The sequence below is a fragment of the Pseudomonas sp. PS01303 genome, from assembly GCF_029959385.1.
Classification (GTDB): domain Bacteria; phylum Pseudomonadota; class Gammaproteobacteria; order Pseudomonadales; family Pseudomonadaceae; genus Aquipseudomonas; species Aquipseudomonas rustica.
The window spans coordinates 1-3,763 of record NZ_JASCPK010000268.1 but is presented as its reverse complement, the minus strand read 5'-3'; the positions used below and the strand labels follow the sequence as shown (position 1 = coordinate 3,763).

General features: G+C 60.2%; 5 protein-coding genes. 2 read left to right on the top strand and 3 right to left on the bottom strand.

Going from position 1 to position 3,763, the window contains the following annotated elements:
* Positions 1–83: 83 nt before the first annotated feature.
* From QMX93_RS30210 to QMX93_RS30200, 3 genes are all read right to left on the bottom strand, one after another.
* On the bottom strand, positions 84–962 hold the full coding sequence (locus QMX93_RS30210; RefSeq protein ID WP_282359251.1) for a triacylglycerol lipase: 879 nt from the start codon (positions 960–962) through the stop codon (positions 84–86).
* 91 nt (positions 963–1,053) lie between these two features.
* Positions 1,054–1,359, bottom strand: coding sequence for a multidrug efflux SMR transporter (locus QMX93_RS30205; protein ID WP_053116824.1), 306 nt, complete (start codon positions 1,357–1,359; stop codon positions 1,054–1,056).
* Complete coding sequence (locus tag QMX93_RS30200) at positions 1,360–1,998, bottom strand: NAD(P)H-dependent oxidoreductase (RefSeq protein ID WP_282359249.1); 639 nt, start codon at positions 1,996–1,998, stop codon at positions 1,360–1,362. It abuts the gene before it with no gap.
* A 109-nt stretch (positions 1,999–2,107) separates the two neighbouring features.
* Here QMX93_RS30200 and QMX93_RS30195 point away from each other — a divergent pair, with 109 nt between their 5' ends.
* Both QMX93_RS30195 and QMX93_RS30190 read left to right on the top strand, forming a co-directional pair.
* The gene (locus QMX93_RS30195; RefSeq protein ID WP_282359247.1) at positions 2,108–3,037 is read left to right on the top strand and encodes a LysR substrate-binding domain-containing protein; all 930 of its coding nucleotides are present in this window, start codon (positions 2,108–2,110) and stop codon (positions 3,035–3,037) included.
* Positions 3,038–3,127: 90 nt separating this feature from the next.
* Positions 3,128–3,661, top strand: coding sequence for a ferritin-like domain-containing protein (locus QMX93_RS30190; protein ID WP_134175811.1), 534 nt, complete (start codon positions 3,128–3,130; stop codon positions 3,659–3,661).
* Positions 3,662–3,763: the final 102 nt, after the last annotated feature.

The following is a 3,763-nucleotide window of genomic DNA, read 5'->3' as shown; positions in this document are numbered from 1 at the left end:
CCGATGGGTCGCGCAGCGGCCCCAAAAAAGCGGGGGCCGCTGCGCAGCCCATCGGGGATAAATCCCCTCGCCACAAAAGCGATTTAAAGGCCGGCAGCTTCTAGTCGCGTCGCGTGCTCAACAAACAACCGCACCGGATCCGCGCCCTTGCCCACCAGCCCCAGCGACTGATTAACAATGTCGAAATGATCCAGCGGATAATCATCGCCAATCACCGTCCCGAGGTGCGAGCTGTACCGCCCGACCATCCCGTCGCACTGCCCCGGCTCGCGCACAAAGGTTTTCGCGAACAAGCGACAACTGCGATTGGTCCCGTCAAACAGATTGCCGCCGCGATCGGTCTTGCCCGGCTGCAACGTCCCCGACCACGAGTAATAACGCACGCCGTTAACCTCCTCCGGCCCATGCCCGCCCCAGGTTTGCGGCAAGCCCTGTGGATAACGCTGGTTGAACAGCGCCACGCCCGCCGTGGTCAGCGAATGGTGCGAAGCATGGACATCCACCGGAAATCCCGGCCCGCGATAACCGGTCTCCAGCACCGCCATCAGCCACCCGAAAAAACGCAACAACGCCTCAAGCAGACGCCCCTTGGCGCTGTCCGCCGGGTAATGTTTTTCCAGATAATCCGCCAGCTCCGAACCATGATTGGGCCCCGCCACTGACGTGACGGACGCCACCAGATCCGGGCGTTTCGCCGCGGCATAGCGCGCCGTCAACGAGCCCTGACTGTGGCCGAACAGGTTGACCTTCTGCGCGCCGGTCTCGCGCAGAATCTCATCGATACGCGCGAGCAGTTGCTCGCCCCGTACCTCAGTCGAATTGAGCGGCGACACCTGAACCGCGAACACCGTCGCACCACCACGGCGCAAGGCTTTGATGATTCCGTACCAATACGGATAGAGCACTAAACGTACAAACCCGAGCATGCCCGGAACCAGCACCAGCGGATAACGCGTGGACATGGGCAAACATCCTTGTGGTCGGAGAGTGGATGCAAGGCCTGCAAAACGCCCGCCAAGCATCCTCCCTGATGATGACAACTCATCGACCAGCCTACTTCAGGCCCACCACCCCCGCCACAATCAGCCCCACCGACAGCAGTTTGACCAGTGTCAGGCTCTCGCCGAGCAAGGCAAAACCGAGGAACACCGTGCCCAGCGAGCCGATGGCCGTCCAGATCGGATAAGCAATACTCACCGGCAACTCGCGCATCGCCAAAGTCAGAAAGTAAATCCCGCCGATCGCCGCGATCACCGTGATCAGCGACGGCCACAGCCGGGTGAAACCTTCCGCGTACTTCATGCCCATGGCGAAGGTGACTTCAAAACCGGCAGCGATCAGCAGGAACACCCAGGCCACCTAGAACTCCCGGGCAAGGTCGAGCAAACGCTGCTCGGCCTCGGCCACCGACACCGCGAAGTTGCGTTCGGCGGATTCTTCACCTTCGGCGGCGACCACGCTGACGTCGTTGATGCCGATGAAACCCAGCGCCGTGCGCAGCCATGGATCGGCGTGGTTCAGCGCTTCCAGTTCGCCACCGGGGCCGAAGCCGAATCCGCCGCGACTGGTGACGATCAAGGCTTTCTTGCCCTGTAACAGCGGCGTGTATTGGGCGACGCCGTTGTCCAGCGTGTGATCGAAGGTCAGGCCCAGCCGCACGATCTGATCGACCCAGGCCTTGAGCCCGCTGGGCACGTTGAAGTTGTACATCGGCGTGGAAATCAGCAGCAGATCATGATCGAACAATTCGCCGACCAGTTGATCGCTGAGCGCCAGATCGGCCTGCATCGACAGAGGCCGGTTGCCGGGCTCGGGGTAAAACGCTGCGGCGACGAACGCTTCGTTGACTGCCGGAATCAATGCCCGCCCGACTTCACGGCGAGTGACTTGAGCCTGCGGATGGCGCACTTGCCAAGCGCTGAGAAAACTTTCCGCCAAACGGCGCGAAGTGGAACGATCACCACGTGGACTGGCATGCAGCACAAGAATCTTGCTCATCTGTACATTCTCCGGACTAGAATCAAACGGCTTGTGGCTTGCAGCTTGAAGCTCGCCATGACGTCTAAACAAATGAGCAAAAATCAGTCTGGATGAATTGATTTCATCCGTGGAGTTTTCAATGTTCGCCTCGCTGCCGCTGACCGCCCTGCGCGCTTTCGAATCTGCTTCACGTTTGTTGAGCTTTAAAGCGGCCGCCGAAGAGTTGTCGGTGACGCCGACGGCGATTTCCCATCAGATTCGTGCGCTGGAGGATTGGCTCGGGCTTGCTCTGTTCGAACGCCTGCCGCGCCAGGTACGCCTGACCGAGAGTGGCGAGCGATTGTTTCGCAGCCTGCACGGGGCGCTGCTGGAAGTGGCGCAAAGCGTCGACACCCTGCGCCCGCAACGCAGCGTCAGCAGCCTGACGCTGTCGACCACCGCAGCCTTCGCGGCGTTATGGCTGGTGCCGCGTCTCGGACGTTTTTATGCACAGCATCCGAACATCAACGTGCGCCTGGATACCCACTGCGAGGTCATCGATTTGCATCAGGACGCCAGCGTCGATCTGGTGCTGCGCTACAGCCTCGACGACTATCCGAACCTGTATGGCTTGTGCCTGTTCGATGAATCCTTCGGCGTCTACGGCTCACCGGAGCAAGTGGCACTGGCCGCGCGGCGCACGCCAACATTGATCAGCGTGCATTGGCATAACTCGAAGCTCTACGCCCATGGCTGGCAAGCCTGGTGCGCAAAGGCCGGCGAAAACTGGCTCAAGCTGTCGCCGGCGAACCGCGAGTACGACGAAGAACATTACGCGCTGCAAGCGGCGATCGCCGGGCAAGGCTTGGTGCTGGCGAGCAATATTCTGGTCTCGGAAAGTGTCGCCAGTGGTCTGCTGGTGCCTTACAAAGCCGACGTTGTGGTGGATGGCGCCGGGTATAGCGCGTTGTGTGTGCCGGGCCGCGAACGACATCCGCCGGTGCGCGCATTTTTTGCATGGTTGCGCGAGGAGGCGGCGTTGTCGGGGCTGACGCCGAGGACGCCGCAAATTGCATAAAACTTTTTGCTTCGCTCATGACTCACAACTTGGGTAGCGACCACGGCCGCAGAACGTGGCGCCCATCGGATTAGCCTCCTGGAGATTGAAATGAGCGACGACCTGCATCTGTCAGATGTACAAACACTGCGCGAACGTGCGCGCCAACACGTCGAGAACGGTGCTGTAACTGAAGGCTACAGCGCTGACCGTGAGGAGGTGCTGCGCTTGCTCAACGAATCGCTGGCCACTGAACTGGTCTGCGTGTTGCGCTACAAGCGCCACTATTTCATGGCCAACGGCGTCAAAGCCCATGTGGCCGCCGAAGAATTTCTCGAGCACGCCACCCAGGAAGCCCAGCACGCCGACCGTCTGGCCGAGCGCATCGTGCAATTGGGCGGCGAGCCTGAGTTCAATCCCGACCTGCTGTCGAAAATGTCCCACGCGCAATACGTGGCAGGGAACACCCTCAAAGAAATGGTTTACGAGGATCTGGTCGCTGAGCGGATCGCCATCGACAGCTACCGCGAAATCATTCAGTACATCGGCGAGAAAGACCCGACTACACGGCGCATCTTCGAAGACATCCTCGCGCAGGAAGAAGAGCACGCCGATGACATGGCCGACATCCTGAACGACCTCTAAACCCTGATAAATCGCCTTCGCGAGCAGGCTCGCTCCCACATTTGAAATGCATTCCAATGTGGGAGCGAGCCAGCTCGCGAAGAGGCCGCAACAAAAGCACAA

Excerpts from the sequence above, each read along its gene's own strand:
- QMX93_RS30210 (WP_282359251.1), bottom strand. The coding sequence starts at position 962 with ATGTCCACGCGTTATCCGCTGGTGCTGGTTCCGGGCATGCTCGGGTTT.
- QMX93_RS30200 (WP_282359249.1), bottom strand. The coding sequence starts at position 1,998 with ATGAGCAAGATTCTTGTGCTGCATGCCAGTCCACGTGGTGATCGTTCC.
- QMX93_RS30190 (WP_134175811.1), top strand. The coding sequence starts at position 3,128 with ATGAGCGACGACCTGCATCTGTCAGATGTACAAACACTGCGCGAACGT.